Here is a 24130-nt window from a genome sequence, read left to right as displayed (position 1 = left end):
TCTTGCCCTCCGACGAGGTGCGCGTGGGGTCGCGTTTGCCTGGCCCAGACACGGCGTGAAGAACCCGCGAACAGGCCGCGCCGGAACGCTCCGCCCAACCCCCGAGGCCGACGACGAGGGCCTAGGCTGGAGTGGTCCGGAACCCGGACGAGCCCGTGCCGATGTCGGGGGCGCCGCAGGAGCGGTGCGCCGTCGTGCCACGGTCGCGGGCTGTGACCGACAGCGACCTGTGTGTGAAAGTGGGCGATCCTCGCGTGTCCCCGAAGGCTGAGTCAGAGGCGATCAGCGACGCAAGCTCCGTGTTCGGAGCGAACGAGTGGCTCGTCGACGAGCTGTACGAGCAGTACCTCCAGGACAAGAACGCGGTGGACCCCGCGTGGTGGGACTTCTTCGAGGACTACCGCCCTGCGGAGCGCTCGGACGCCGACACCACGAGCGACGCCCCCGCGGCGCCCGCGAACGGCTCCCGCCCGGCCGCGGCGCCGGTGAACGGCGCGTCCGCCTCGGCGGCGCCCGCCGCCCCCGCCGCGCCGGCTCCGGCAGCGCCGGCCGCCGTGACCGACGGCTCGGCCGCCGCCGAGGCCGCGCAGCGCGTCAAGCCGCCGAAGCTCCCGGCCGACCCGGCGGTCAACGCCGCGGTCGAGGCCGTCCACGCGTCGCGCCCCGTCGCGACCGCCCAGCCCGCGACGGCGCCGTACGCCCAGGTGCCCGCGCGCAAGGTCGCCGGCGCCCCCGCGCCCGAGGACGAGGCCACGGACGACGTGCAGAAGCTCCGCGGCCCCGCCGCGCGCGTCGTGACGAACATGGAGGCCAGCATCCAGGTGCCGACGGCGACGTCGGTCCGCGCGGTGCCGGCCAAGCTCATGGTCGACAACCGCATCGTCATCAACAACCACCTCGCGCGCGGTCGTGGCGGCAAGATCTCGTTCACGCACCTCATCGGGTTCGCGCTCGTCGAGGCGCTGGCCGACATGCCGGTGATGAACGCGAGCTACACGCAGATCGAGGGCAAGCCCGCGGTCAACCAGCCCGCGCACGTGAACTTCGGGCTCGCGATCGACCTGGCGAAGCCGGACGGCTCGCGCCAGCTCCTCGTGCCGAGCATCAAGAAGGCCGAGACGATGGACTTCGCCCAGTTCTGGGCGGCCTACGAGGACCTCGTGCGCCGTGCGCGCGGCGGCAAGCTCGGCGTCGACGACTTCGCGGGCACCACGATCTCGCTCACCAACCCGGGCGGCATCGGTACCGTGCACTCGGTGCCGCGCCTCATGCAGGGCCAGGGCACGATCATCGGCGTCGGCGCGATGGACTACCCCGCGGAGTTCGCGGGCGCCTCGACCGAGCGGCTCGCCCGCCTGGGCATCTCGAAGGTCCTGACGATCACGTCGACCTACGACCACCGCATCATCCAGGGGGCGCAGTCCGGCGAGTTCCTGCGCATCCTGTCGCAGAAGCTCCTCGGCGAGGACGGCTTCTACGACCGCGTGTTCGCCGCGCTGCGCATCCCCTACGAGCCGGTGCGCTGGGTCCGCGACAACACGACGGACGCCGAGATCGAGGCGGCCAAGCCCGCGAAGATCGCCGAGCTGGTCCACTCCTACCGCTCGCGCGGGCACCTCATGGCGGACACCGACCCGCTCGCGTACCGCCAGCGCAAGCACGGCGACCTGGACATCCAGAACCACGGCATGACGCTGTGGGACCTCGACCGCACGTTCCCCACGGGCGGGTTCGGCGGCCGCACCAAGTCGACGCTGCGCGACATCCTCGGCCTGCTGCGCGACTCCTACTGCCGCACCGTCGGCGTGGAGTACATGCACCTCGCCGACCGCACGCAGCGCAAGTGGCTCCAGGAGCGCCTCGAGTCCGGGTACGCGCGCACGCCGCGCGAGGACCAGCTCCGCATCCTGCGCCGCCTCAACTCCGCCGAGGCGTTCGAGACGTTCCTGCAGACGAAGTTCGTCGGGCAGAAGCGCTTCTCGCTCGAGGGCGGGGAGGCGCTCATCCCGCTGCTCGACGCGATCCTGTCGAAGGCCGCGGAGAACGGCCTCGACGAGGTCGGCATCGGCATGGCGCACCGCGGGCGGCTCAACGTGCTCGCCAACATCGCGGGCAAGAGCTACGCGCAGATCTTCGCCGAGTTCGAGGGCAACCTCGACCCGAAGAGCGTCCAGGGCTCGGGCGACGTGAAGTACCACCTCGGCACCGAGGGCGTCTTCACGGCCGAGACCGGCGCGACGACGAAGGTCTACCTCGCGGCGAACCCCTCCCACCTGGAGGCGGTCGACCCGGTGCTCGAGGGCATCGTGCGCGCCAAGCAGGACCGCATCGACCTGGGCGGCGACGGGTTCTCCGTGCTGCCGATCCTCATCCACGGCGACGCGGCCTTCGCGGGCCAGGGCGTGGTGCCCGAGGTGCTCAACCTCGCGCAGCTGCGCGGGTACCGCACCGGCGGCACCGTGCACGTCATCATCAACAACCAGGTCGGCTTCACCACGGGTCCGTCGTCGTCACGCTCGACGACGTACGCGACCGACGTCGCCAAGGGCTACCAGGTCCCGATCTTCCACGTGAACGGCGACGACCCCGAGGCATGCGTGCGCGTCGCCGAGCTCGCCTTCGCGTTCCGCGAGCAGTTCGACCGCGACGTGATCATCGACATGATCTGCTACCGCCGCCGCGGTCACAACGAGGGCGACGACCCCTCGATGACGCAGCCGCTCATGTACAACCTCATCGAGGCGAAGCGCTCGGTGCGCAAGCTGTACACCGAGAACCTCGTCGCGCGCGGGGACATCACGCTCGAGGAGGCCGAGCACGTCCTCCAGGACTACCAGGCCCAGCTCGAGCGCGTCTTCACCGAGACCAAGGAGGGCGGCTTCACGCCCGCCGCGGACCGCGAGCCGGTCGCCGGTCTCGAGCGCCCGGAGTCCCAGCTCGAGGACGCCGGCACGATGGTCGGCTGGAAGACGGCGATCGACCGCTCGGTCCTCGAGCGCGTCGGCCAGGTGCACGTCGCGCCGCCGGAGGGCTTCACCGTCCACCCGAAGCTCGCGCAGCTCCTCGAGAAGCGCCGGCAGATGTCCGTCGAGGGCAACATCGACTGGGGCTTCGGCGAGCTCGCCGCGTTCGGCTCGCTCCTCGTCGAGGGCACCCCGGTGCGCCTCGCCGGCCAGGACTCGCGCCGCGGCACGTTCGTGCAGCGTCACGCCGTCCTGCACGACCGCGAGACGGGCGCCGAGTGGACGCCGCTGCTGTACCTGTCGGCGGACCAGGCGAAGTTCTGGGTCTACGACTCGTCGCTCTCGGAGTACGCCGCGCTCGGGTTCGAGTACGGCTACTCGGTCGAGCGCCCCGACGCGCTCGTGCTGTGGGAGGCGCAGTTCGGCGACTTCGTCAACGGCGCCCAGACGGTGATCGACGAGTTCATCTCGTCCGCCGAGCAGAAGTGGGGCCAGTACTCCTCGGTCGTCATGCTGCTCCCCCACGGCTACGAGGGCCAGGGGCCGGACCACTCGTCCGCGCGCATCGAGCGCTTCCTCCAGCTCGCGGCCGAGGACAACATGACGGTCGCGCAGCCGTCCACGCCGGCGTCGTACTTCCACCTCCTCCGCCGGCAGGCGTACGCGCGCCCGCGCCGTCCGCTCATCGTCTTCACGCCGAAGCAGCTGCTGCGCCTCAAGGCTGCCGCGTCGAGCGTCGAGGACTTCACGACCGGCACGTTCCGCCCGGTGATCCCGGACGCGTCGGCCGACCCGGCGAAGGTCGACCGCGTGCTCCTGTGCACGGGCCGCGTCTACTACGACCTGCTCGCCGAGCGCACCAAGCGCGGCGACGAGGGCGTGGCGCTGGTCCGCCTCGAGCAGCTGTACCCGCTCGACGTCGACGGCATCCGGGCCGAGCTCGCGAAGTACCCGGACGCCGAGGTCGTCTGGGTCCAGGACGAGCCCGAGAACCAGGGCGCCTGGTCGTTCGTGCACATCAACCTGCCCGAGGACCTCCCGCGCGTGAGCGTCGTCTCCCGCCCGGCGTCGGCCTCCACGGCCGCCGGCACGGCGAAGAAGCACCAGGCGCAGCAGGCCGTGCTGCTGGAGCAGGCCTTCGCCCGCTGACCGGCCCGCACGACCCGCGCACGACGAAGGCCCCCTCCGCACGGAGGGGGCCTTCGTCGTCGGTGCGTCCGTCGCCCGCCGCCGCAGCTCGCGCGGGCCGCGGCCGGGGAGCGGTGAGATCGACCCGAGCGCCCGAGATCGGCCCTCAGGAGGCCGACGTGGCGACGCGCGGGTCGATCTCGCGGGACTACCAGCGGTCGTGGATCTTCTCGCGCAGGTAGCGGTCGTAGATCTCGCGCACACCGGAGGTGAAGAGCGGGCCGAGGACGTCGGCGTCGCCCGCGGCGGCGTTCGAGCGCGCCTGCTCGACGTTGCGCGCGCCGGGGATGACCGTCGACACGCCCGGCTGCTGCCAGACCCACGCGATGGCCACCTGGGCCGGGGTGAGGTCCTGCCCGACGACGTCGTGCACGAGCGTGGTGAACTCGGCCGCCGCCTGGACACCGGTCTCGAAGTCGACGCCGGAGAACGTCTCGCCGACGTCGAACGCGCTGCCGTCGCGGTTGTACGTGCGGTGGTCGTCCGCGGCGAACGTCGTGTCCTTCGTGTACTTCCCGGACAGCAGCCCGGACGCGAGCGGGACGCGCGCGATGACGCCGACGCCGGCGTCGGATGCCGCGGGCAGCACCGCGTCGAGCGGCTTGAGCCGGAACGCGTTGAGGATGATCTGGACCGTGGCGACGCCGGGGCGCGCGATGGCGGTGAGCGCCTCGTCCACCGTCTCCACGCTCACGCCGTAGCTCGCGATCGCGCCCTCGGCGACGAGCGTGTCGAGGCCGTCGTAGACCTCGTCGCGCGAGTAGACGGCGGTCGGCGGGCAGTGCAGCTGCACGAGGTCGAGCCGGTCGGTCCGCAGGTTGCGGCGCGAGCGGTCGACCCACTCGCGGAACTTCGCGAGCGTGTAGTTGTCGGCGTCCTGCGGCTCCCGGCGGCCCATCTTCGTGGCGACCGTGATCCCGTGGCCGGGGTTGTCGGCGAGGTAGGAGCCGATGATCTGCTCGCTGCGCCCGTCGCCGTAGACGTCCGCGGTGTCGAAGAACGTCACGCCGGCCTGCGCGGAGGCGTCGAGGACGGTGCGCGCGTCGTCCTCGCTCACGTCGCCCCAGTCGGCGCCGAGCTGCCAGGTTCCCAGTCCGACGACCGAGACGAGCCGTCCCGTCCGCCCGAGCACCTGTCGTTCCATCGTTCCTCCTCGTGCTGCGTCGGGTGCGCCGGAAGACACACCCGGGCACCGAGTCTGACGGGCGCGGGCGCATCGCGCACCCGCGCACGCCGAGTACCGTATGTGAGCGTGAACACCCATGCCCCCTCGGGGACCCAGGTCCGCATCGCCCACGGCGACCACGCAGCGACGATCACCGAGGTCGGAGCGGCCGTCCGCGAGTACACGGTGGGGGGTCGGCCGGTCTTCACGCCCTTCGGCGAGGACGAGGTCTCGCCGGCGTTCAACGGCGCCGTCCTGCTCCCCTGGCCCAACCGGCTGCGCGACGGGCGGTACACGGTCGACGGCACGACGTACCAGGTCCCGATCTCGGAGCCGGACCGCGGGACCGCGCTGCACGGCCTCGCGTGCTGGCAGCGCTGGACGGTCGTCGAGCACGAGCCCGCGCGCGCGACGCTCGAGCTGCACCTGCCGCCGTCCCCCGGCTACCCGTTCGACCTCGTCGCGCGCGTGACCTACTCGCTCGACGACGCGGGGCTGCGCGTCCACGTCCGCACGACGAACGTCGGGAGCGCGACCGCCCCGTACGGCGTCGGGTTCCACCCGTGGCTCTCGGCCGACGGCGCGGACCTCGACGCGTGCACGCTGCGCCTGGACGCCGCGACGCGTGTCACGACCGACGAGCGCCTCCTGCCGACCGGCACCGAGCCCGCCGCCGGCACCTTCGACCTGCGCGAGCCGCGCCTCCTCGCGGGCGTCGACCTCGACGACGCGTACGTCGACGCCCTGCGTGACGAGGACGGGCTGTCCTGGATCCGCCTCACCGCACCCGACGACCGCACGGCAGCGGTGTGGATGGACGGCTCGATGGACACGTGGCAGGTCTGCACGGGCGACCACGTGGGCGACGTCGCGTTCCGCCGCACCGGCGTCGCCGCCGAGCCGATGAGCTGCATCGCGGACGCGTTCCGCACGGGCGACCGCCTCGTCCGGCTCGAGCCCGGGGCGTCGCACGAGGTGACCTGGGGAGCGACGCTGCTCTGAGGCGTCCGAGCGCTGTGTCGACCCCCGCGCGGGTCGACACGCCGTCCGCACCGGCTCGGATCGACCCGCGCGCCCCGCGTCGGGGAGAATGGCGCTCGTGGAAGACGCGGTGAGTCGTGAGGTACGGATCTGCGTCGTCGGCGACGAGCTGAGCGCCGGCGTCGGCGACGCGAAGGCCCTGGGGTGGGCGGGGCGCGTCGTCGCGCGCACGCGCTTCCCCCAGCCGGCGTACGTGTTCCCGCTCGCCATCCCCGGCGAGACGACGACGGCGCTCAGCCAGCGCTGGGAGGCGGAGACCGCGCGGCGGTTCTCCCCCGAGCCGGACGTCGACAACCGCCTCGTCATCGGCCTCGGCCGCCACGACCTCGACGCGGGGCTGTCGGTCGCGCGCTCGCGCCTCAACCTCGCGAACGTGCTCGACGTCGCGGAGTCCCACCGCCTGCCCACGTTCGTCGTCGGGCCGCCGCCCGGGCACGCGCAGGACGCGGAGCGCCTCGCCGAGCTGTCCCACGCGTTCTCCGACGTCGCGAACCGGCGCCGGGTGCCCTACGTCGACACGTTCAGCCCGCTCGTCACGCACGAGCAGTGGCTCGCCGACCTCGCGCAGAGCGGGAACGGCTTCCCCGGCCAGGCGGGCTACGGGCTCATGGCGTGGCTCGTGCTGCACACCGGCTGGCACGCGTGGCTCGGCCTGCCCGACGACACCGTCTGAGCCTGCATCGGCAGCCGCACCAGCAGGGACGGACGCGCGAGGGGAGGCATGGTCGCCGACCATGCCTCCCCTCGCCGCCGGAGCGGCGCCGCTCAGCCGCGCGAGACCGTGAGGTCGCCCGACACGGTGCTCGCCGACACGTAGGCGCCGCCGGCGCCGTGCTGGTCGACGTGGTCGACGGACGTGGTGCGCTGGGCGCTGGAGTCGAGGCGCACGCCGTCGAGCACGGCCTTGCCGGTGACGCTGCGGGCCTTGAGGTTCACGGCCGAGCCGGCGCCGAGACGCACCGCCACGTCGCCGGAGACCGTGCGCGCGTCGACGAGCGGGGTGCTCTCGCGCGCGACGACCTCGACGCCGCTCGTGACGGTGTTGACCGACACGCGCCCGAGCGTCCCGCCGAGCGTGACGGTGCCGGACGCCGTGCTCACGTGGACGTCGCCCACGTGCTCGCCGACGTCGACGGACCCCGTGGCCGTGCGGACCGACGCCGTGCCGGAGACCCCCTGGACGCGGACGGCGCCGGTCCCGGTCGTGACGGACACGTCGGCGCGCGTCCCGACGACGGTCGCCGCGGCGCGCGCGGTCGTCACCTTGAGCGGCACGTTCGCGGGCACGGTGACCCGCACGACGGCGCGGTCCTTGTCGCGCAGGCCCTTCGCGCGGTCGACGAGGCCCTCGATGCCGGCGAAGTCGTACCCGACGCGCAGCTCGCCGTCGTGCACGCTCACCTGCAGCGGGCGCTCCGACACCTCGCTCACGTCGAGGTGCGCCCCGCTCTCGCGGCCGGGGTCGGCGACGACGTCGACCGACCCGTCCGTGAGCTGGACGACGACGCGCCGGACGTCCGCGACGTCGACGCTCCGGGGGGCGTTGATGACCCAGGACTCGGTGCTCATGCGCTTCTCCTCGTTCGGTTCTCTGGTGCGTGGTCGGTCGTTGCGGGTCTTCTGGGCTCGTCCGTCAGGGCAGGGTCGCCCGCACGGCCCGGCGGGCGCTGTCGAGCACGGTGCGCAGGGTGTCGACCGTCAGCTCGGGCACGCCGCCGGCCGCGTCGGCCCGGCGCAGGTCGGCGCGGAGCTCGTCGCGGAACCGCTGGAGCACGGCCTCGGCCTCGGCGCGCCGCGCGGTCGACTCGCGGCGACGGGTGTCGGGCTCGCCGTCGCGCGGACGGGCGCGGGCGGTCTGGGCGGCGGCCGCGAGCTCGGCGCGCAGCCCGCGCAGCGACCCCTGCACGTCGGCGCGCAGCGCCTCGGCGCGCTGGCGCACCGTCTCGGCGATGCCGTGCTCGAGCGCCGCGACGTCCGCGCGCCGCGCCTCGATCTCGGCGCGCCCCGCGGGGGTCAGCTCGTACGTCGTCTTGCGCCCGTCGGCGCTGCGGTGGACGAGGCCCTCGTCCTCGAGCCGCGCGAGGCGCGGGTAGATCGTCCCGGCGCTCGGGCGGTAGGTGCCCCCGAACCGCTCGGACAGCTCGGTGATGAGCTCGTACCCGTGCTTGGGGCCCGACGCGAGGAGCGCGAGCAGGTAGAGCCGGAGCTGGCCGTGGGCGAAGACGGTGGCCATCAGCGGTCCACCGGGCCGCTCGCGGGAGCCGGCCGTCCGGCGGGAGCGCCGGGGCTGCCCCACGCCGGGGCGTCGGGGGCGGCGTCCTGCACCGAGGGCGCGTCGGCCGGGGCGGACGACGTCCCGGTGGTCCCCCGCAGGACGGTGACGTCGCCCGAGACGGCGGAGACGCGGACGGGCGCCCCCGCGCCGAGCCGCGCCGCGCGGTGGAAGGAGCGCGCGGACCCGCGCTGCTCCTCGCCGTCGACCACGAGCCGGCCGCTGAGGCAGCGCACGGCGTAGTCCATCGCGTCCGGGTCGGGCAGGCGCACGAGCACGTCGGCGGAGACGGCGCTCACCGTGATCTCGTCCGGGGTCGTGCGCGTGTCCACGGTCACGGAGCCGGAGACCGAGTCGAGGCGCAGCGAGCGCAGCGCGCCCGTGGCCGTGAGGCCGCCCGAGACGGTCTCCATCCGGACCGGGCCGTCGTGCTCGCTCGCGGCGACCTCGCCGGAGACGGTGTCGACGCGCAGCGGGCCGCGCGTCCGGCTGGTCATGACGGCGCCGGACACGGTCGCGAGCCGGACGCCCTCCCGGGCGCCCGCGACGAGCGCCTCGCCCTGGACCGTCGCGACCTCGACCTGCGCGCCCGCCGGGACGGCGACGTGGACCTCCGCGGTGTCCTTGCCGGTGTACGTGCGGAAGCGCTCGAGGAAGCCCTTCCAGCCTGCCTCGAACGGGCCGTAGCCCACCCGGAGCGTCGTCCCGTCGAGCCGCACCTCGAGCGCGCGCCCGCTCACGGAGTGCACCTCGACGCGCGCGTCGGCGCGGGCCGGGTCCTCGTGCGCGACGACGTCGATGCGCCCCCCGATCATCGTCGCGTCGAGCCGGCGCACGAGCGCGAGGTCGATGGCCTGCGGACCGGTGAGGGTCCAGAGCTCCTGCGTCATCCCGCGCTCCGTCCTGGTCGCCGCGCGCGCCCGGGGCGGCCGGGGTCGACCCGGAGGGCACTCGCGATATATCTCGTTCTGCCAGACACGATATATCGCGTGCTCGACCGTGACAAGGGGTCGCGTGTGGGACCATGGGAGACGGACTGGACACGCCGAGACCGGTCGTTCCACGTCGACACCCGTCGAGAACCGCCGAGACCGGCAGCACTCCCCGACCGTCAGGAGAACACCATGAGCAAGCGCGGACGCAAGCGTCGCAGCCGCAAGGGCAACGCCGCGAACCACGGCAAGCGCCCCAACGCCTGAGACGGCGCAGCCCCCGCGAGGGGGAGCAACGTGGAGAGGGCCCGGACCGACGACGTCGGTCCGGGCCCTCTCTCGTGTCTCGCCCCCGTGCGCGGCCCGGGGATCCGCGCCGCGTGCCGCGGTCGTGCCGCGGTCAGCGGGTCTCGACGACCGTCGTCGTCGTGACCATCACGGTGAGCTGCGTGTGGATGCGCTCCCGCAGGCCCGCCGGCGCCTTCTCGTGGCACGAGCGGCGCACGAGCTGCTTGACGAGCTCCTCGACGCTCAGCTCGGCCAGGCACGGCGAGCAGTGTGCGACGTGCTGGCGCATGCGCAGCTCGTCGTCGGGCGTCATCTCGGAGTCCAGGTACTCGTACAGGTGCGTGAGCGCGTGCTCGCACTCGGACTCGCCCGCGGTCGAGTGCGGGATCGGGGTCACCGGCTCCTCGACCGGACCCCGTCCGGGCTCACGGGTCTCTGACGTGCTCACGACTCACCTCCGGGGCTCTTCGCGCCCACCAGTCCTCGCCTCGCGGCGTAGTCGGCCAGCAGCTCGCGCAGCTGGCGCCTGCCTCGGTGCAGGCGGGACATGACCGTGCCGATCGGTGTCCCCATGATCTCCGCGATCTCCTTGTACGGGAAGCCCTCGACGTCGGCGTAGTACACGACCATGCGCCGGTCCTCGGGGAGCTCCTGCAGCGCGCGCTTGACGTCCGAGTCGGGCAGGCGGTCGAGCGCCTCCGCCTCGGCCGAGCGCAGCCCCTGCGACGTGTGCGACGCCGCGCGCGCGATCTGCCAGTCCTCGACGTCGTCCGTCTGCGCCTGCTGCGGCTCGCGCTGCTTCTTGCGGTACGTGTTGATGAACGTGTTCGTGAGGATCCGGTACAGCCACGCCTTGAGGTTCGTGCCCGGCCGGTACTGGTGGAACGCCGCGAACGCCTTCGCGAACGTCTCCTGCACCAGGTCCTCGGCGTCCGAGGGGTTGCGCGTCATGCGCAGCGCGGCGGAGTACAGCTGGTCGAGGTACTGCAGGGCGTCCCGCTCGAACCGGGCGGCGCGCGCGGCGTCGCTCTCGGCCTCCGGGGCGCGGTTCGTGTCCTCGGCGTCCGTCGCGTCGGCGGGCTGCGTCCTGCCGGCGGGCGCACCGGCGTCCGACGTCGTTCCCGACGTCGTCGCAGGGCTGCCGGAGACGTCGCTGCCGGAGATTCGCTCTGTCATCAACAACGAGCCTAGTCCCCCGTTCGTCTGGGTGTTCTGTGAGGCGTCCCGCGCACGGCTCGGCACCGACCACGCGGCGGCGAACGCGGCGTCCGGCGCCGGGGACCCCGGGGTCGGCGACGCGACCCGGGCGGCGGGTGCGGGGGTCTGGAGCAGGGCGGTCACGAGGGGTGCAACCCGCGAGCGTCCCCAGGCATTCCCGGCCCGGGCACCGCCGCGGGTGGCGCCGTCCCGGGGGGCGCGGCAGGCTGGGACCCACCGGAGGACGCCCGCCCAGGGCACCGGCGAGTCACCAGCGATGAGGAGAGAACCGATGCTGCTGCGTCACCTCGCGAGGCCCATGCTGGCCTCGTGGTTCGTCTACGACGGGGTCCAGGCCGCGCTCAAGCCCGCGGAGCACGTGCGAGCCGCGCGCGCGGGCGTCGAGCTCGTCGAGAAGCGCGTCGGCATCGAGGCCCCGCTGAGCGAGCGGCAGGTGACGACCCTCGTCCGCGCCCACGGTGCGGCGACGGCGGTCGCCGGCCTGTGCCTCGCCGTCGGCAAGGCGCCCCGGACCGCCGCGCTCACGCTCGCCGCGCTCACGGTCCCGCTGGCCGTCGTCAACCAGCCGTTCACGGGCGGCGAGGCCGCGCGGACCGAGCGCACGCGGAAGTTCGTCGCGAACCTCGGTGCGATCGGGGCCGCCCTCATCGCCGGCGCCGACTACGAGGGCCGGCCAGGCGTCCAGTGGCGTCTCGAGCGCGCGCGGCACGACCTCGCGCTCGCCAAGCAGGCGAAGCAGGAGGCCGTCGTCGCCGGGGCGAAGAGCACGGCGAAGGACGTGTCGCGCTCGGCACGACGGGCCGCCAAGGCCGCCCAGGACGCCGCGCAGCACACCGCGAGCAGCACCGCGGGTGCCGTGCACGACGCCGGGGCCGCCGTCCGCGCCAAGGTCGCCTGACGCGTCGCCCCACGCGGCGGTGAGCCGTCCGCCCGGCGGGACCGGCCGCCGTCGGGCCGCGACGCTCCACTAGCCTGGACGCCATGACGACGCAGCCCCCCGCGCCCACCGACGCACCGTCCCCCGCCCCGGCCGACGCCTGGGTCGCGCCCACGGCGCGCGGGCCGCTCGACGCGACGGTCGAGGTCCCGGGGTCGAAGTCGCTGACGAACCGGCTGCTCGTGCTCGCCGCGCTCGCCGACGGCCCGGGGACGCTGCGGGGCGCGCTGCGCAGCCGCGACGCCGACCTCATGATCGCGGCGCTGCGCGCGCTGGGCGTGGGGATCGAGGAGGGCGCGTCGCCGACCGAGCTGCACGTGACGCCCGGCGCCCTGCGCGGACCCGTCGACGTCGACTGCGGCCTCGCCGGGACGGTCATGCGCTTCCTGCCGCCGGTCGCGGCGCTGGCAGACGGCGCGGTGCGGTTCGACGGCGACGAGGGCGCTCGGGTGCGGCCGATGGGCCCGGTGGTGGCGGCGCTCAGCGCGCTGGACGTCCCGGTCGCGGGCGACGACGGCGGCAGCCTGCCCACGACGCTCCCGTTCACCGTGCGCGGGCGCGGCCGGGTCCGCGGCGGGTCCGTGGACATCGACGCGTCGGCGTCGAGCCAGTTCGTCTCCGGGCTGCTCCTCGCGGCGGCGCGCTACGACCAGGGCCTCACGGTCCGGCACGTCGGGCACACGCTCCCGAGCATGCCCCACATCGAGATGACGGTGGAGGTCCTGCGCGAGGTCGGGGTCGTCGTCGACGACTCGCGCCCGGCGATCTGGCGCGTCGAGCCGGGGCCGATCGCGGCGCGCGACGTGCAGGTCGAGCCCGACCTGTCGAACGCCGCGCCGTTCCTCGCGGCCGCGCTCGTCGCCGGGGGCACCGTGCGCGTCACGGGCTGGCCGACGACGACCACGCAGCCCGGCGCGATGGTCCCCGAGCTGCTCGAGACCATGGGCGCCACGTCGTCCCTCGACGGGGACGTGCTCACCGTGACGGGCACGGGCGAGGTGCGCGGCGTCGACGTGGACCTCCACGCCGCCGGCGAGCTCGCCCCCACGATCGCCGCGCTCGCGGCCCTCGCCGACGGGCCCAGCCGCCTGCGCGGCATCGCGCACCTGCGCGGGCACGAGACCGACCGCCTGGCCGCGCTCGCGACGGAGATCACGCGCCTCGGCGGGCGGGCCGAGGAGACGCGCGACGGGCTCGTCATCACCCCGCGCCCCCTGCACGGCGCGGTCTTCCGCACCTACCACGACCACCGCATGGCGACCTCGGCCGCCGTGATCGGGCTGCGGGTGCCGGGCGTCGGCGTCGAGAACGTCGCGACGACGGCCAAGACGCTCCCCGGCTTCGCGGGCATGTGGGAGCGGATGCTCGGCGGCTCGGCCGGGCCGGGCGCCGGCTCGGGCACGGGCCCCGCAGCCGGCTCGGGGGCGGCGGCCCGCTGATGGCCCGCGTCCCGGACGAGTCCGACTTCCGCTCGCGCCCCGGCAAGCGCGGCAGCCGCCCGCGCACCAAGCAGCGCCCCGAGCACGCGGACGCGGTGACCGGGTTCGTCACGGGCGTGGACCGGGGCCGGTACACGCTGCTCGTGGGCGGGACCGACGACGGGACGACCGTCGGCGCCGAGGACGAGCGCACGGTCCTCGCGATGAAGGCGCGCGAGCTCGGGCGCACCCGGATCGTGTGCGGGGACCGCGTCGACCTGGTCGGCGACGTCACCGGGGACGACGGCTCGCTCGCGCGGATCGTCCGCATCCAGGAGCGGTCGTCGGTGCTGCGCCGCACCGCCGACGACACCGACCCCTACGAGCGGGTCATCGTCGCCAACGCGGACCAGCTCGTCGTCGTCACCGCCCTCGCCGAGCCCGAGCCGCGCACGCGCATGATCGACCGGTGCGTCGTCGCCGCGTACGACGCCGGCATGGACGTCCTGCTGTGCCTCACCAAGGCGGACCTCGCGGACCCCGCGCCGCTGCGCGCGCTGTACGAGCCGCTCGGCGTCTCGGTCGTCGTCACGCGGCGCGCGCCCGACGGTCTCGCGCCGGACGGCTGGGCCATCGAGCCGCTCGACGCCGTGCGCGCGGCCCTGGCCGGGCGCACGTCGGTGTTCGTCGGGCACTCGGGCGTGGGCAAGTCGACGCTCGTCAACGCGCTCGTGCCCGACGCCCGGCGCGCGACGGGGCACGTCAACGACGTCACGGGGCGCGGCCGGCACACGTCCACGTCGGCGGTCGCGCTGCGCCTGCCGGGCGGCGGGTGGGTCATCGACACGCCCGGCGTGCGGTCGTTCGGGCTCGCGCACGTGCAGGTCGATCACCTGCTGCGCGCGTTCGAGGACCTCGACGCCGTCGCCGCCGCGTGCCCGCGCGGGTGCACCCACCTCGACGACGCGCCGGACTGCGCGCTCGACGACTGGGTGGCGGACTCCCCCGACGACGCGACCCGCGACGCCCGCGCGGCGCGGCTGGAGTCTTTCCGGCGCGTGCTCGCGTCGCGCACCGGCGCCGCCTGAGCCCGCACCCCGCGCGGCGCCTCCCCCGGCCCGCGCGCGCACCGCTACGGTGTGAGCCATGACGCCCCCCTCGACGCGCGGCTACGACGACGACCTGCGCCTCGCCCACGTGATCGCCGACCAGGTCGACGCCCACACCCTGTCGCGCTTCAAGGCGCTCGACCTGCACGTCGAGTCCAAGCCCGACTCGACGCCCGTGAGCGACGCCGACCGCACCGCCGAGGAGATCATCCGCGGCCAGCTCGGCCGGGCCCGCGGCCGCGACGCGATCGTGGGCGAGGAGTACGGCGAGACGGGCCACGGCGCCCGGCGCTGGATCGTCGACCCGATCGACGGGACGAAGAACTTCGTGCGCGGCGTGCCCGTGTGGGCCACGCTCATCGCGCTCGCCGACGGCGACGAGGTCGTCGTCGGGCTCGTGTCGGCGCCCGCGCTCGGCCGCCGCTGGTGGGCCTCGAAGGGCACCGGCGCGTGGACGGGCAAGTCGCTCGCCGCCGCGTCGCGCCTGCACGTCTCGGGCGTCTCGTCGTGGTCCGACGCGTCGCTCGCCTACGCGTCGCTCGACGGCTGGGAGGAGCGCGGGAAGCTCGAGCCGTTCCTCGACCTCATGCGCGGCGCGTGGCGCACGCGCGGCTACGGCGACTTCTGGTCGTACATGCTCGTCGCCGAGGGAGCGGTCGACGCGGCCGCGGAGCCCGAGCTCGAGCTCTACGACATGGCCGCGCTCGTGCCGATCGTCACCGAGGCGGGCGGGCGGTTCACGTCGCTCGACGGCGCCGACGGCCCGTGGGGCGGGAACGCGGTCGCGACGAACGGCCTGCTGCACGACGAGGTGCTCGGCCGCCTGGGCTGACGGGGCTCGTGGCCCGGCCGCGCCGCGGGTCCGCCGCGGGTCAGCCTCGGGGTCGCTTTGCCGTCAGCCGCGCGGCACGTCCTTGAGCTCGGACCAGTCGTACCAGAGCAGGTCGCGCTCGCCCACGCGCTCGATGGCCGCGTCGAGCGCCGTGTCCGCGTCGGGACCGTCGTCGTCCGCCGCGGCGAGCACGGCCTCGACGTCCGCGACCGCCTCCGGCTCGTCGACGTGCACGCACACGATCGCGACGTCGGGCACCGTCCGCAGCACCTCGACGGCGCTCGGCGCGGGCGCGTCCTCGTCGTCGGAGTCCTCGGCCCCCACGACCTGGACCGCGCCGTCGGGCACCTCGAGCGTGACGACGAGCCGCTGCCGCGGCGCGTCCGGGCGCGACGCGACGAGCGCGAGCGAGTCGTCCGCCGCCTCGAGGGCCGCCGCGTACTCGAGGCCCTCCTCGTCCTCGTCGGGCAGCGCACGCGTCAGCGCGGCGGTCACGGCGTGGGCGCCGCGCGGGGCGACGGTCCAGCGGGCGGCGTCGGCGGTCACGGTGACGGCGTCGAGCTCGTCGAGCGTCGCGGGGAGATAGATGCGCATGGGTTCAGTGTGCCGCCTCGAGCACCGGACCGGGCGCCGCACCACGCCCGGCCGGGACGGCCTCGCGCACGTGCTCTGCGAGGCGGGCGAGCGCGCGCCGGGCGGGGCTCGTCGGCGCGGTCTCGACGAGCGTCCTCCCCTCCCGGAGCGCCGCGTCCACCGCGGCGTCCTCCGGGACGACGTGCAGGTCCTCGACGCCGGCGTACCGCGCCATCGCGTCGCGCACCGCGCGCTCGGGCCGGGGCCCGACGACGCTCGCCCGCACCCGGTTCACGACGACGACCCGGGCCGCGGCGGCCGCCGCCCCGGAGTCTCCCAGCTCGTCGAGCGCGCGGACGAGGCGCTGGAGCCCGACCGGGTCGCCGCCGCCCACGACGACGACGACGTCCGCCGCCCCCAGCGCGCTGAGCGTCGCGTCGTGGCGCTGCGGGGCGCGGGTGTCGTAGCTGAGCAGCTCGTCCTGCTCGATGCCGAAGCCGCAGTCGACGACGGTCCAGTCCGCGACCGACCGTGCCACCTGCCACACCGCGTCGAGCGACGGGCCCGGCAGCTCGGGCCAGCGCGCCGCACGGGCGAGACCCGTGAGGACGCGGACCCGGGGCACGAGCACCGGCGCGAGCGCGCGGAGGCCCTCGGTGTCGAGCACGCCCTGCCCGGCGCTGCGGGCGGCGGCCGCGAGCCCCGGGGACTCGTCGAGCAGCCCGAGACGCTGCGCGACCGTCCCGCCGTAGGTGTCCGCGTCGACGAGCAGCACCTCGGCCGGTGGTGCCGCGGTGGTCGTGGCAGGCACGTCGACCTCCGCCTCGCGGCGTCCGGCACGGCGCCGCCGGGCCCGCCCCGCGGGTGCCGGGCCCGCGAGCTCGACGGCCAGGTTCGTCGCGACGGTCGTGCGGCCCGGCGCCCCTGTCGGACCCCAGACGGCGACAGTCCGGCCGTCGCGCCGGTCGCCCTCGCCGTCGGCCGGCACGGGCGCCGGGACGCGCGCGGGCGCGCCGGGCGGGCCCGCGTGCGCGGTGCGCGCCGGCACGACCGCCCGGACGGCGTCGCACAGGGTGCCCGGGGACCGGTCCACGTCCACCACGGTGTCCACCCCGTGGGCCCGCAGCCGGTCCTCCTCCCACGTGCCCCCGGGGGCGAGCGCGACGACCCGGACGTCGTGCGCGTGCAGCTCGGCCACGGCCTGCCGGTCCAGCGCCGGGAGGTCGTGCGAGACGACGGCGACCCGCCCGGCCCCCGCGGCCGCCGCGGCGAGCAGCTCGACGACGTCCGCGCACCGCCGCGTCACCCGCAGCCCCGACGCGTCGAGCGTCGTGACGACCTCCGCCTCGCGCGACCCGCGGACGGCACAGAGGACCGTCGTGACCGTGGTCGCGCCGCTCACCCCGCACCGCCGACCGGGACCAGCGCGAGGGTGCCCTCCCCCGCGACGGCGGCGAGCACGGCGGGGAGGTCGTCGACCTCGACGAGGAGATGCACCGTCACCGGGCCGCCGACCACGAACGTGCCCTCGCCCTCGTCGACCTGGGCGACCGTGACGCCGCCGACGAGCATCTCCGGCACGGCCTCCGGCCCGTCCTGCGCACCGCCCGAGGACGGCTCGGCGCCGGTCTCCGGGACGTGCCAGAGGTCGACGTCGGCGCCGGCCACGATCCGCTCCGAGAGACCCGAGGTGACCGGCACCGCGACCGCGCGCACCGTGAGGTCGGCGGCCGCACCGAGCGCCGCCGCCGGCACGAGCTCGCCCGCGGCGACCGTCCGCAGGACCACCTCCTCGTCGGGGAGCCCGTCCTCGACGAGGAGGTAGCGGTCCGCCTGCGCGCCGAGGCGGACCTCGACCGTGCGCAGCTCGGCCGCGCCCACGGTCGTGCCCGGCGTGAGCGCCGTGCCGGCCGCGTACACCGCGACCGTCCGGCTCGCGCTGCTCACGGCCCAGGACCCCAGCGCGACGGACAGCGCCACCACGACGACCCCCACGAGGAGCCGCGGGTCCTTCCAGCCCGGACGCCGCAGCCGCGCGGCGGGCGGGGGCGTCGCGGCCCCCGGGACGGGTCGTTCCACGGTCGTCGTCATCCATCTCCCCCTCGGTGGTCGGCACGTCGCCCGTGCCGCGGCTTCATGATCCCCGCTCGGCGGGGTGCGTGGCAGGGCCTGTGGACGAGAACCTCTCCGGGCGCGTGCGTGCCAGACTGACGCCATGTCCCAGCGGTTCCTCACCCTCGCCGACGTCACGGACGAGCTCAACATCTCGGCGGCGCAGGCGTACGCGCTCGTCCGCTCGGGAGAGCTGCCCGCGATCCAGGTGGGCGGTCGCGGCCAGTGGCGGGTCGAGGTCAGCGAGCTCGAGGCGTACATCCAGCGCATGTACGCGCAGACGCGCCAGCGCATCGAGGCGGGCGACTTCGACGGCTGACGGCACGCCGTCGCGCCTCCGCCGCCCCGTGGCGCGTCCCCGCGCCGTCGTGCGACGGCGTCCTCGCTCCTCCGGCACCCCCTGCCGCGTGCTCACCTCGGCACGTACCCCGTCTCCGCCTCGCTGACGCACACGACGGCCGACCACGGGACCACCCGCGCGCCGTGCGCGCTACCGGGCGACGGCTCGAGGTCGAGATGATCCTTCCCCACGCGGGCGACCCACCCGGAGCAGGACCCGGCGGCCGTCCGCACCTGGACCGGTCTCCGGTCACGCTGGAGCGCGCGCAGCGCGTGACCGAGGCCGAGCGTCGCCGACCGGGACGAGCGCGGCGGGTCGGCGTGCCGTCCGAGACCACGCACCGCGACGACGGCGTCCAGCGGGACGAGGTGCTGACGGCGGCCGTCGGCGAGGAGCGTCCACTCCTGCGCGACCTCCCGCACCTCGCCGGTCACCGCGGACGCGTCGCGCAGGTCGAGCGTCACGACGCCCGGCGCGGCGCGCAGCCGCTCGGCGAGGGAGACGGTCGCGTGCTCGGCCCGCGTCAGGTCGGCCACGGCCGCGACGCGGTCCTGCGACTGCGCCGCGGCGAGCTGCGCCGCGAGGTCGTCGAACAGGGCGTCCCATCGCATCGGCACACCGTAGCGGGATGCCACCGCCCCGCCCCCTCGGTCGTCCACATCACGGGACGGACCTGGACAAGTCCCCGTCCCGGCCGATTAGATCGACCTGTTGTCATCAAACGACATCAAACGACATCAAAGGCCGTCGAGTGCGCGACGGCAGGCAGGGGGCATCGATGGACCGGGGTACTGCCGCACCCGGACGAGCCGGGGGTCTGCTCGTCCTCCTCGCGCTCGTCCTCGTCCTGGGCGGCGCGACGACCGTCCTGTCGCTCCGGGCGCGGCACCTCGCCTCCGCGCTGCCGACGCACCGCGTCGAGCCGCTCGTCGAGCTCGGCGCCGTGTCGATCGGCGCGCTGGCGGCACTCTGGGTGGCCCTGAGCGCGCTCGTGGCGCTGGCCTGCGTCGCCGCCCGCGCGGCGGGACGGTCCTGGTCGACGGGCGAGCGGCTCCTCCGCCGCGCGGCGCCAGGTGTCGTCCGGCACGCGGCGCGGACCGCAGTCGGTGTCACCGTCGGCGCGAGCCTGCTCCTCGCCGGCGGGACGGCGCACGCCACGACGACCCCGGCGGACGATCCGGGCGTCGTGGCCGTCGACCTCGGGTGGCGACCCAGCGGTGCCGGCGCCGGGGACGAGGGTGTCGGGCCAGGGAACGCCGCGTCGGAGGGCACCGCTTCGACGGCCTCGACGACGCCCGGCACCTCGCCCGCCACGGCGGACGGCTCCACGGCGGCGTCCGGCGGTCCGGCGGGCGCCCCGGCGGACGCCGCACCGGGCCGACCCGCGGTGGTCACCTCGACGCCGCCTTCGCTCGTGCCGGCGCCTTCCGCGCCGACCGGCGCGACGCCGCCGGTCGGCGCCGAGAGCACTGGCGCGAGAGACGCCGTGGACCACGGAGGGACGCACGCCGCCGGGCCGGGCGACGTCGGCCAGGGGGCGGAGGCCTCTGGCGCCGCTGGACCGACGGTCGCCGCCAAGGGGGCGTCGCCGGACGCCGGACTCCAGCGCGACGCGGCCCTGGCCGTGACGCGCGGCGCCCCCGGGCCGCAGGCTGCGCCGGAGGTCGTCGTCGTGCGCGGCGACTCGCTGTGGTCCATCGCCGCCCGGCACCTGCCCGCGGGCTCCACCGACCGCCAGGTCGCGGAGGCGGTGGAGCGCTGGTACGCGACGAACGCCCACGTGGTGGGCGCCGACCCCGACCTCGTCCGGCCGGGCCAGGTCCTCGTCGCACCGCCCGCCTGACCACCGCCGACCTCGAAGGAGCCCCACCATGACCGCTCCCCTGCTGGCCGGCGCGCACGCCCCGGTCATCACCACGACGCCCTCGGCCGCACCGGCGGCCCCACCGACGAGGGGGGACGGCGCCCGCCCGCTCCGTGCGACGAGCGTCCCGTCCGCCCCGCCGGCGCGACTGCTCCGCTGCCTCGGCGACCCGACCGTCGCCACGGTGGACGTGTCCGACCCGACGACTGCCCGCGTGCCGCAGCACGTCGTCCGGGGCCGTCCCCTCGGGCGCCCCACGACGCCCGTCCCCCTGCCGGACCCGACCGCGCTGTGCTGCGCCGTGGTCCGGGCGGCGGTCGAGGTCGTCCGGGGCGAGCGCACGGTCGGACAGCTCGCGCGATGGGTGTCGCCGGAGATCTACGAGGCGCTCGCCCGGCGCGCCCGGATCGTCGCCGACGGTCCCGGCGAGACCCCGGCCCGCCCGGTCGCCGTCCGTCGCGCGCGGGTGCTGCGGATCGGCGACGGCGTCGCCGAGGGGACGGTCGTCGTCCAGGACGGGGACCGGGTCCGCGCCGCCGCGGCGCGGCTGGAGGCCCGCCGCGGGGCCTGGCGCGTGGTCGCGCTCGAGATCGGCTGAGCCCGCCCCGGACCGGGCACGACGCCCTTCCCGGACCGGGCACGACGACGGCGAGGCGCCACCCGCAGGTGGACGCCTCGCCGTCGTCGTCAGGTCACCCGGCGTACGGGTGCCCGGTCAGGCCTCGTTCTGGCCGTGGCAGACCTTGTACTTCTTGCCCGAGCCGCACGGGCACTGCGCGTTGCGGGGCGTGCCCGGGAAGGTCCGGCCGTCGCTCTCGACCGCCGTCGCCTCGCCGTGCAGCGCGCGGCGCGAGCGTCGGCCCGCGTCGCCCGACACCACGGCCTGGCCGGTGCCGTCCTCGCTCGGGGCGGTGTACGACAGCGGGACCTGGCGGTCCGGGCCGTCGAGACCCTTCGCGATGAGTGTGCCGGGGCGGTCGCCACTCGGGCCCTCGGCCGCGGCACGCGCCGCCACCGGCTCCGGAGCGACCGGCGCGTCCTCGACGGGCGCGTCCTCGACGGAGGCGTCCTCGACCGGCTCGTCCGCGACGGGAGCACCGTCGACGGGCGCGTGCTGCGCCGGAGCCGCCTCGCGCTGCGCCGCCGCCGCGAGACCGGCCGCCGCACCGGCCGACGCGGCACCCGCCGCGCCGCCGAGCGCCTGGCCCGCGGCCGACTGCGCGGCCTGCGCCGCGCCCGCGACGGAGATCGCCGGCGCCTGGCCCGTGGCCGCACCCGGCTCGGCGACCTTGACCTCGAGGTTGAAGAGGTACCCGACCGTCTCCTCCTTGATGGCCTCGGTCATCGCCTGGAAGAGCTGGAAGCCCTCGCGCTGGTACTCGACCAGCGGGTCGCGCTGCGCCATCGCGCGCAGCCCGATGCCCTCCTTGAGGTAGTCCATCTCGTAGAGGTGCTCGCGCCACTTGCGGTCGAGGACCGAGAGCGTCACGCGGCGCTCGAGCTGGCGCATGTTCGCCGCGCCGAGCTGCTCCTCACGGTTCTGGTAGGCGATGCGGGCGTCCGAGAGGATCTCCTCGAGCAGCATCTCGCTCGTGAGGCGGGTCTCGCCGCCGGCCTGCTCCACGACCTCGTCCACCGTGATGGAGATGGGGAACACCGCCTTGAGCGCGGTCCACAGCCCCTCGAGGTCCCAGCTCTCCGGGTTGCCCTCGGTCGTCGCACCCTCGACGTACGCGGTGACCACGTCGGTGAGGAAGTGCTGCACCTGCTCCTGCAGGTCCTCGCCCTCGAGCACGCGGCGACGCTCGTCGTAGATGACGGTGCGCTGGCGCGACAGGACGTCGTCGTACTTGAGGACGTTCTTGCGGATCTCGAAGTTGCGCGACTCGACCTGGCCCTGCGCGCTCGCGATGCCACGCGTGACCATCTTCGACTCGAGCGGCACGTCGTCGGGGAACCCGGCGCGGTTCATCATCGACTCGGCGAGGGTCGAGTTGAACAGGCGCATGAGGTCGTCCTGCATCGACAGGTAGAACCGGGACTCGCCCGGGTCGCCCTGACGACCGGAGCGACCACGGAGCTGGTTGTCGATGCGGCGCGACTCGTGCCGCTCGGTGCCGAGGACGTACAGACCGCCGAGCTCGCGGACCTCGTCGTGCTCCGCGGCGACCGCGGCCTTCGCCTTCTCCAGCGCGTCGGGCCAGGCGGCCTCGTACTCCTCCGGGTTCTCCGCCGCGTCCAGGCCGCGCGCCGCGAGGTCGGCGACCGCCATGAACTCGGCGTTGCCACCGAGCATGATGTCCGTACCACGACCGGCCATGTTCGTCGCGACCGTCACGGCGCCCTTGCGGCCCGCGAGCGCGACGATCGCCGCCTCGCGCTCGTGCTGCTTCGCGTTGAGGACCTCGTGCGGGACGCCCTGCTTCTTCAGCTTGGACGACAGGAGCTCCGACTTCTCGACGCTCGTCGTGCCGACGAGCACCGGCTGGCCCTGCGCGTGGCGCTCGACGATGTCCGCGACGACGGCGTCGAACTTGCCCTCCTCGTTCTTGTAGACGAGGTCGGGCTGGTCGACGCGCTGCATCGGGCGGTTCGTCGGGATCGGCACGACGCCGAGCTTGTAGGTGCCCTGGAACTCGGCCGCCTCGGTGTCGGCGGTACCGGTCATGCCCGCGAGCTTGGAGTACAGGCGGAAGTAGTTCTGGAGCGTGATCGTGGCGAGCGTCTGGTTCTCCGCCTTGATCTGCACGCCCTCCTTGGCCTCGATGGCCTGGTGCATGCCCTCGTTGTACCGACGGCCGGGCAGGATGCGGCCCGTGTGCTCGTCGACGATCATGACCTCGCCGTTGAGCACGACGTAGTCCTTGTCGCGCTTGAAGAGCTCCTTCGCCTTGATGGCGTTGTTGAGGAACCCGATGAGCGGCGTGTTGAGCGACTCGTACAGGTTGTCGATGCCGAGGTAGTCCTCGACCTTCTCGATGCCGGGCTCGAGCACGCCGACGGTGCGCTTCTTCTCGTCGACCTCGTAGTCCGTCCCGGGGTTGAGACGGCGCACCACCTTCGCGAACTCGCCGAACCAGCGGTTCGTGTCGCCCGAGGCCGGGCCGGAGATGATGAGCGGCGTACGCGCCTCGTCGATGAGGATCGAGTCGACCTCGTCGACGATCGCGAAGTGGTGGCCGCGCTGCACGAGGTCGTCCGTGGACCACGCCATGTTGTCGCGCAGGTAGTCGAAGCCGAACTCGTTGTTCGTCCCGTACGTGATGTCGGCGGCGTACTGCTCGCGCCGCTGCGCGGGCGTCTGGCCGGACAGGATCACGCCGGTCGACAGCCCGAGGAAGCGGTACACGCGGCCCATGAGCTCGGACTGGTACTTCGCCAGGTAGTCGTTCACCGTGACGACGTGGACGCCCTTGCCCTCGAGCGCGTTGAGGTACGCGGCCGTCGTCGCGACGAGCGTCTTGCCCTCACCGGTCTTCATCTCGGCGATGTTGCCGAGGTGCAGCGCCGCGCCGCCCATGAGCTGGACGTCGAAGTGCCGCTGGCCGAGCGTGCGCCGCGACGCCTCGCGCACCGCGGCGAACGCCTCGGGGAGCAGGTCGTCGAGGGTCTCGCCCGCCTCGAGGCGCGCCTTGAAGCGGTCGGTCTCCTCCCGCAGCTCCTCGTCGGTGAGATCCTCGAAGCCGGGCTCGAGCTTGTTCACCTGGTCGGCGATGCCGGACAGCTTCTTGAGGATCCGGCCCTCGCCGATGCGAAGGACCTTGTCGAGGATCGAAGGCACGCAGGACTCCCGTATCGATCGGTGCCCGGGCCGGGTGGTCCGGGAGCAGAGCCGACGCTCTGCCGCGCGGGCGCGCGGGCGCGCACGGCAGCGGACG

At 74.8% G+C, this 24130-nt stretch carries 22 protein-coding genes; 11 read left to right on the top strand and 11 right to left on the bottom strand.

The genetic code is table 11. The annotated features are described in order from the left end of the window. The first annotated feature begins 299 nt into the window (after positions 1-299). Positions 300-4112, top strand: coding sequence for a multifunctional oxoglutarate decarboxylase/oxoglutarate dehydrogenase thiamine pyrophosphate-binding subunit/dihydrolipoyllysine-residue succinyltransferase subunit (locus ABIE39_RS10290; RefSeq protein ID WP_502914849.1), 3813 nt, complete (start codon positions 300-302; stop codon positions 4110-4112). A 187-nt stretch (positions 4113-4299) separates the two neighbouring features. Here the strand turns inward: ABIE39_RS10290 and ABIE39_RS10285 are convergent, their stop codons facing one another. Further along, positions 4300-5295 carry an aldo/keto reductase gene (locus ABIE39_RS10285; RefSeq protein ID WP_175009159.1) on the bottom strand — a complete coding sequence of 332 codons (996 nt, stop codon included), beginning with the start codon at positions 5293-5295 and terminating at the stop codon, positions 4300-4302. Positions 5296-5403: 108 nt separating this feature from the next. Between ABIE39_RS10285 and ABIE39_RS10280 the strand changes: the two genes are divergently transcribed. Continuing rightward, the gene (locus tag ABIE39_RS10280; protein WP_209829577.1) at positions 5404-6318 is read left to right on the top strand and encodes an aldose 1-epimerase family protein; all 915 of its coding nucleotides are present in this window, start codon (positions 5404-5406) and stop codon (positions 6316-6318) included. 88 nt (positions 6319-6406) lie between these two features. Continuing rightward, on the top strand, positions 6407-7030 hold the full coding sequence (locus ABIE39_RS10275; RefSeq protein ID WP_031316757.1) for a GDSL-type esterase/lipase family protein: 624 nt from the start codon (positions 6407-6409) through the stop codon (positions 7028-7030). 92 nt (positions 7031-7122) lie between these two features. Here ABIE39_RS10275 and ABIE39_RS10270 read toward each other — a convergent pair whose 3' ends face one another. From ABIE39_RS10270 to ABIE39_RS10260, 3 genes are all read right to left on the bottom strand, one after another. Next, entirely contained in the window at positions 7123-7926 is an 804-nt protein-coding gene (locus tag ABIE39_RS10270) for a DUF4097 family beta strand repeat-containing protein (RefSeq protein WP_074807571.1), read from the bottom strand. Between the two features lie 64 nt (positions 7927-7990). Continuing rightward, positions 7991-8590 carry a PadR family transcriptional regulator gene (locus ABIE39_RS10265; RefSeq protein WP_354051620.1) on the bottom strand — a complete coding sequence of 200 codons (600 nt, stop codon included), beginning with the start codon at positions 8588-8590 and terminating at the stop codon, positions 7991-7993. Continuing rightward, positions 8590-9519, bottom strand: a complete 930-nt coding sequence (locus tag ABIE39_RS10260) for a DUF4097 family beta strand repeat-containing protein (RefSeq protein ID WP_354051618.1) — start codon at positions 9517-9519, stop codon at positions 8590-8592. The genes ABIE39_RS10265 and ABIE39_RS10260 overlap by 1 nt, the downstream gene beginning before the upstream one ends. A gap of 234 nt (positions 9520-9753) precedes the next feature. Here ABIE39_RS10260 and ABIE39_RS18720 point away from each other — a divergent pair, with 234 nt between their 5' ends. Beyond that, positions 9754-9828, top strand: coding sequence for a 50S ribosomal protein bL37 (locus ABIE39_RS18720; RefSeq protein WP_099052597.1), 75 nt, complete (start codon positions 9754-9756; stop codon positions 9826-9828). 133 nt (positions 9829-9961) lie between these two features. Here ABIE39_RS18720 and rsrA read toward each other — a convergent pair whose 3' ends face one another. Continuing rightward, complete coding sequence (gene rsrA, locus ABIE39_RS10255) at positions 9962-10297, bottom strand: mycothiol system anti-sigma-R factor (protein WP_021483111.1); 336 nt, start codon at positions 10295-10297, stop codon at positions 9962-9964. Continuing rightward, positions 10294-11025: a sigma-70 family RNA polymerase sigma factor gene (locus ABIE39_RS10250; RefSeq protein ID WP_354051616.1), complete on the bottom strand. Its 732-nt coding sequence runs from the start codon at positions 11023-11025 to the stop codon at positions 10294-10296. The genes rsrA and ABIE39_RS10250 overlap by 4 nt, the downstream gene beginning before the upstream one ends. A 313-nt stretch (positions 11026-11338) precedes the next feature. Between ABIE39_RS10250 and ABIE39_RS10245 the strand changes: the two genes are divergently transcribed. The 4 genes from ABIE39_RS10245 to hisN all read left to right on the top strand — a co-directional run bounded on the left by ABIE39_RS10245 (position 11339) and on the right by hisN (position 15363). Beyond that, the gene (locus ABIE39_RS10245; protein ID WP_354051614.1) at positions 11339-11965 is read left to right on the top strand and encodes a DoxX family protein; all 627 of its coding nucleotides are present in this window, start codon (positions 11339-11341) and stop codon (positions 11963-11965) included. Between the two features lie 83 nt (positions 11966-12048). Then, positions 12049-13443 carry a 3-phosphoshikimate 1-carboxyvinyltransferase gene (gene aroA / locus ABIE39_RS10240; protein ID WP_175009154.1) on the top strand — a complete coding sequence of 465 codons (1395 nt, stop codon included), beginning with the start codon at positions 12049-12051 and terminating at the stop codon, positions 13441-13443. Continuing rightward, a complete protein-coding gene (rsgA, locus tag ABIE39_RS10235; protein ID WP_354051612.1) occupies positions 13443-14510 on the top strand; it encodes a ribosome small subunit-dependent GTPase A in 1068 nt (355 codons plus the stop codon). The genes aroA and rsgA overlap by 1 nt, the downstream gene beginning before the upstream one ends. Before the next feature lie 58 nt (positions 14511-14568). Then, positions 14569-15363: a histidinol-phosphatase gene (hisN, locus tag ABIE39_RS10230; protein WP_021482063.1), complete on the top strand. Its 795-nt coding sequence runs from the start codon at positions 14569-14571 to the stop codon at positions 15361-15363. 63 nt (positions 15364-15426) lie between these two features. On the opposite strand, the gene ABIE39_RS10225 is transcribed toward hisN, so the two are convergent. The 3 genes from ABIE39_RS10225 to ABIE39_RS10215 are packed head-to-tail and all read right to left on the bottom strand — an operon-like array spanning position 15427 to position 18027. Then, the gene (locus ABIE39_RS10225; protein ID WP_175009151.1) at positions 15427-15957 is read right to left on the bottom strand and encodes a DUF6912 family protein; all 531 of its coding nucleotides are present in this window, start codon (positions 15955-15957) and stop codon (positions 15427-15429) included. Positions 15958-15961: 4 nt separating this feature from the next. Beyond that, a complete protein-coding gene (locus ABIE39_RS10220; protein WP_175009150.1) occupies positions 15962-17338 on the bottom strand; it encodes a CpaE/TadZ family protein in 1377 nt (458 codons plus the stop codon). Continuing rightward, positions 17335-18027 (bottom strand): hypothetical protein, encoded by a 693-nt coding sequence (locus ABIE39_RS10215; protein WP_354051610.1) that lies wholly within the window; start codon positions 18025-18027, stop codon positions 17335-17337. The genes ABIE39_RS10220 and ABIE39_RS10215 overlap by 4 nt, the downstream gene beginning before the upstream one ends. A 124-nt stretch (positions 18028-18151) precedes the next feature. Between ABIE39_RS10215 and ABIE39_RS10210 the strand changes: the two genes are divergently transcribed. After that, entirely contained in the window at positions 18152-18367 is a 216-nt protein-coding gene (locus ABIE39_RS10210) for a helix-turn-helix domain-containing protein (protein ID WP_175009148.1), read from the top strand. Positions 18368-18459: 92 nt separating this feature from the next. Here ABIE39_RS10210 and ABIE39_RS10205 read toward each other — a convergent pair whose 3' ends face one another. Then, on the bottom strand, positions 18460-18999 hold the full coding sequence (locus ABIE39_RS10205; RefSeq protein WP_175009147.1) for a hypothetical protein: 540 nt from the start codon (positions 18997-18999) through the stop codon (positions 18460-18462). Positions 19000-19166: 167 nt separating this feature from the next. On the opposite strand from ABIE39_RS10205, the gene ABIE39_RS10200 reads away from it, so the two are divergent. After that, complete coding sequence (locus ABIE39_RS10200; protein ID WP_354051608.1) at positions 19167-20231, top strand: LysM peptidoglycan-binding domain-containing protein; 1065 nt, start codon at positions 19167-19169, stop codon at positions 20229-20231. A 28-nt stretch (positions 20232-20259) separates the two neighbouring features. Continuing rightward, positions 20260-20850, top strand: a complete 591-nt coding sequence (locus tag ABIE39_RS10195; RefSeq protein ID WP_209829567.1) for an Rv3235 family protein — start codon at positions 20260-20262, stop codon at positions 20848-20850. 117 nt (positions 20851-20967) lie between these two features. Here ABIE39_RS10195 and secA read toward each other — a convergent pair whose 3' ends face one another. Beyond that, entirely contained in the window at positions 20968-24033 is a 3066-nt protein-coding gene (gene secA / locus ABIE39_RS10190; protein WP_175009145.1) for a preprotein translocase subunit SecA, read from the bottom strand. Between the last annotated feature and the right edge of the window lie 97 nt (positions 24034-24130).

This window comes from Cellulosimicrobium sp. 4261 (genome assembly GCF_040546915.1).
In the GTDB taxonomy this organism is placed as follows: Bacteria; Actinomycetota; Actinomycetes; order Actinomycetales; family Cellulomonadaceae; genus Cellulosimicrobium; species Cellulosimicrobium cinnabarinum.
Note: the sequence above shows the minus strand (reverse complement) of the source record. Positions and strands in the feature narration are given on the sequence as shown.